3 protein-coding genes are annotated in these 4,642 nt (G+C 39.1%); 2 read left to right on the top strand and 1 reads right to left on the bottom strand.

Annotated features, from left to right (window positions below):
* The coding region (locus V4596_01085; protein MES2767712.1) for an LTA synthase family protein at window positions 1-1,854 on the top strand (1,854 nt) is incomplete at its 5' end.
* 8 nt (window positions 1,855-1,862) lie between these two features.
* Here V4596_01085 and V4596_01080 read toward each other — a convergent pair.
* Window positions 1,863-2,318, bottom strand: coding sequence for a hypothetical protein (locus V4596_01080; GenBank protein MES2767711.1), 456 nt, complete (start codon window positions 2,316-2,318; stop codon window positions 1,863-1,865).
* A gap of 205 nt (window positions 2,319-2,523) precedes the next feature.
* On the opposite strand from V4596_01080, the gene rnr reads away from it, so the two are divergent.
* Window positions 2,524-4,642: ribonuclease R (rnr, locus tag V4596_01075; GenBank protein ID MES2767710.1), on the top strand; the 2,119-nt coding region annotated here is incomplete at its 3' end.

Genomic DNA, 4,642 nt, shown 5'->3' with positions numbered 1-4,642 from the left:
CAAGGTAAGAAGTTCTGGATCTACTTCTATACATTATTCGCAATAATTTGGGGCACGATCTATCTCGCCGACATTGGTCACTACGGCTACCTCAACTCCAGAATCAATGGTTCTGTTCTACAATATATGGCGAACCCGACCATCTCTCTTCAAATGCTTTGGGAAACCTATCCGATTTTCTGGGGAGCAATCGGTGTTATTGCCGTTGCAGTTGCCATCAAATACATTCTACAATTCTGTATTTTCTTTGATTTCGAATACAAAAATATTTCTAGAACAAATCAAATTTTTCAGTACCTGTTGTTCTTTGGACTTTTTACAGCAGGAATATTTGGGAAATTTTCGACATTCCCTCTTAGATGGAGCGAAGCTTTCTTTAGCCAAAATAGTTTTATCTCTGCCGTTGCACTCAATCCCGTGATCTACCTCGCAGAAACCTACAAATACTCTGCTCCTAACTACGACGAAGACGAGGTCAGAAAATACTATCCTCTCATGGCAAACTATCTGGGCGTTCCAGTAAAAGAACAAAACGCTGAAACTCTAAACTTCAAAAGACTTCTGCCAAGTACAGCAAAGCCTGACTTCAGACCAAATATTTTAGTTATAGTTATGGAGAGTATGGCAGTTGCAAAAACTGATCTTTCAAATAACCCAATTGAATCTACACCAGCACTTAAAAAATTAGCTGAAAGCAGCTACTACTTTGATGAATATTATGTTCCATCCGAAGGAACAGCTCGCAGTATGTTTGGTTTAGTCTCAAGTGTCGCCGATGTAACAGGCTACAAAACTGCCTCTCGCAACCCAATGATCATCGATCAGAATCTTGTGATGAGATACTTTGATGGATACGAAAAATTCTATTTCCTCGGTGGAAATGCAAACTGGGGACAAATCAGAGGCGTATTCACAAACAATATCGAAAAAATCAAAGTTGTTGAAGAAGGTCAATTCGATGCCCCCATCACAGATGTGTGGGGAATTTCTGATTTAGATTTATTCAAAGAATCTTTCAAAAAGTTAAGTGAACTGCCTTCGGACAAAAGATTCTTTGCCATCGTACAAAGCGCAAGTTTTCATAGACCTTACACCATTCCTGAAAACCACGATGACTTTGAAGTGAAAAAACTTTCTGACGAAGAACTAAAGAAAGCCGGATTTATATCGAACGAAGAATGGAACTCCATGAGATTTTCTGACTACAGCCTTGGAAGATTCATCGAAATGTTCAAAAAATCTCCAATGTATGAAAATACAATAATTGTTGTCACAGGAGATCATGGTTTACCAGACGAAAATGCAGATCACATTATTGTTCAAAGAAAAAAAGTAGAGCTAGAAAAATTCCACGTTCCACTTGTGATTCACAATCCAAAATTGATTCCGGAGCCAAAAAAGGATTCGCGCATAGCAACCGAGATGGATGTGATGGTGACAGTTGCAAACCTTGCTGGCGTTGATATAGAACACTCTGCTCTTGGGAGAGACTTACTAGATCCAAAATTTGATGACACAAGAGCTGCCTTCACTTACTTCCACTACGTGCAACCTAGACAATTCGGTATGTACTACAATAATTTTTACTATTCAGTAAAGGGAAGCACTGAGGAACTTTTTAGTCTTGATCCCAAAAAAGAATTTAAAGATGTATCGCAAGAATATCCGGGGATGGCTCAGTACCTAAAAATGTTATCGCATGGGTACTATGAAACTGCGAAGTACATGCTCTATAACAATAAGAAGCTAGAAATTGCCCCAGCAATTACGAGCACAATGACCTCACCCTACACGAGCGAAAGCATTCCTAAGGTTATAGCTCCCGAGGAAGCCCCAACCTCTAAAGCGCAATAGCTAAATATCTAAGGAACTGTTACTGTGAAAGTTGTATTGCTAACAGCCAGTGGATCATCCGAGCGCTCTACGTAAGAGGTAAAAGTTCCCACAGGAAACCCTGTACCCGATGCGGTAGAGAAACCTCTCACCCAGTTTCCACCACTCATTGCTGACCATGAATTGGCTGTCGAAACTACGTTTCGAACACAGGTTGTGGAAGTTGAATATTCGTGACAATAAATTGGCGCCGTACCAGCTTTTTGAATACAAATATATATGACTTCGTTTGTTTTAAAAGCTGTGCTAATTTGTGTACATGCTGAATTTTTCGCCGCAAAAATCACAGGTGGATCGATAAGCAATGGATCATTTGAGTCCCCACTGTAAAGCCCGCCACTTGGTGAGCAGTTTTGGAAAAATAGCATTGTCATTGTTAAAGAAATTAGAACAAATATAAATGTAAATCTCTTCTTTGAATCCATATCATCACCCTATTTTTATCAGTCTCTTCAACTGCTTATCGGCTAGACCCACTCCAAACTAGAGTCAATTTGAGACATAAAAACAAGAGCCTCTCTGAGGCTATAAGTCCTTGAAATTATTGTTGTATTTATATACACTTTTGAGGTCTAATGACCTCAAAACGCGCAGACAAGAAAAAAGTCAGGAAAGGCTTTAAAGACAATAATGACTAGAAAGAAAAGCAACACACAGACAGGCACCGTAAAAAGACATCCAGACGGATTTGGATTTTTCATTCCGGATTCTCCAGGTTTAGTAGACGCATACATTCCAAAACATTCTATGAACGGCGTAATGACCAACGACAAAGTGGAAGCCGAAGTTTATCCTGAACCCGGCGGAAAAAGATTTCGTGGAGAAGTCGTAAAAATTATTGATCGCGCGTTCAAAGATGTGATCGGAACCTATAAAGATTTTAATGATCAATATGGAATCATTTTAGATACTAACAACAACTGGGGCGCAAACTTACATATTCCTAAAAAATGGACCCTTAATGCCAAAGTCGATGACTTAGTCATCGCGCACGTTGAAGGCTACCCTACCGATAAAGATCCTTTCTTAGGAAAAGTGACTGAGGTTTTGGGCGACGCCAATGATCCGCTCTATGATATAAAAAAAGTAATCATTAATCATAAAATTCCACATGTGTTCTCTGGTGCTATCGAGAAAGAATCTCAAACATTTGATCACGATCTAGATCCTAAAAAATTTCCGCACAGAAAAGACTTAACCAAAGTACCTCTCATCACTATTGACGGAAAAACTGCAAAAGATTTTGATGATGCGATCTTTGTAGAGCAAACATCAGAAGGGTTCCATCTGATCGTAGCAATTGCTGATGTTAGCCACTACGTGAAAATTGGAACGGCAATTGATACCGAAGCTTATGAGAGAGGAACAAGCGTTTACTTTCCAAACTTCGTGGTGCCAATGCTTCCAGAAGTTTTATCTAATGAACTTTGTTCTCTAAAACCAAATGTTTTTAGGCTTTGTTTGGTTGCAGATATGCATTTTGATTTCCAAGGTAACAACTTAAAAAGCGAATTCTATGAAGCCGTTATGAAATCTCATGCAAGAGTAACGTATGGCGAAGCTCAAGAAGTGATCGATGGCATGTGTCCTCCACAATTCGAGCCCGTAAAAGACATGATCCTAAAGGCTGCGGACTTTGCAAAAATCCTAATGGCAAAAAGATTCCAAGCTGGATCTCTGGATTTAGAAATTCCTGAAACAGAATTAATCATCGACGCTGCTGGAAATCCAGTCGATATCTTAAGAGCTGAAAGAATTTTTGCCCATAGACTCATCGAAGAGATGATGTTGATTGCAAACGTTGAAACCGCAAGATTCATCGGAAGAAACGATAAAGAAGTTCTATATCGTATCCACGAACCTCCTAAGCTAGAAAAAATTGAAGCCTTGAATAATCATCTACATAACTTCGGAAGCTCAATTCAGCTCTCAACAAGCAATCTTCAGAAGAACCTAGGTAAAGCTCTTCAAGAGTTCACCGGAAAACCTGAAGAAATAATTTTAAATATTTTAATTCTAAGATCTATGAACCAAGCCAAGTATTCACCGGACAATGTCGGTCACTTTGGATTGGGTTTCGAAGACTACTGTCACTTCACTTCTCCAATTCGTAGATATCCAGATTTGATTGTTCATAGAGTGATGAAAAACATTCTTAGAATTCCAGGTTATGAAATGCCCTCTGATGACACCCTAGGAACTGCGGGAACAATGCTTAGCGCCTGCGAACAACGATCCGTAAAGTCCGAAAGACAACTCCAGTCGATTAAAAAAGCCAGATTCATTTCCAAATACATGGGCCAAGAATTCGAAGGAATTATTAGCTCTGTTGCGAAATTTGGAGTGTTTGTTCTTTTAAGACAATTTGATGTGGATGGATTAGTAAAGGTTGAAGACCTTGGTGATGATCATTTCTTATTCTTAGAAGATGAAATGATGTTGAAGGGTAAAAAATCTGGAACCATCTATAAGCTTGGAGACATCGTAAAAATTCAAGTTGTAGCTGCAGACGTGGAGCTTGGACAAATTAACTTTGCCTTAGAAGGCCAACCTCAAAAAAGTGCTGAGCATTTCAATACTAGAGGCAAAGACAGAGAGCGTCGCCCCTTTGGTGGAAAAAATCGTGACGATAGAAAAGGTGGGAAACACCGTAAAGATAAGTCTGACAGCAAAGGTAACGACAAAAACTCTCTTAAAGGTGATTTTAAGGATTTCAAAAATAAACATAAAAATAAAGGTCAAGACGATG

It is taken from the genome of Bdellovibrionota bacterium (assembly GCA_040386775.1).
In the GTDB taxonomy this organism is placed as follows: Bacteria; Bdellovibrionota; Bdellovibrionia; order Bdellovibrionales; family JAEYZS01; genus JAEYZS01.
Note: the sequence above shows the minus strand (reverse complement) of the source record. Positions and strands in the feature narration are given on the sequence as shown.

Excerpts from the sequence above, each read along its gene's own strand:
- V4596_01080 (MES2767711.1), bottom strand. The coding sequence starts at position 2,318 with ATGGATTCAAAGAAGAGATTTACATTTATATTTGTTCTAATTTCTTTA.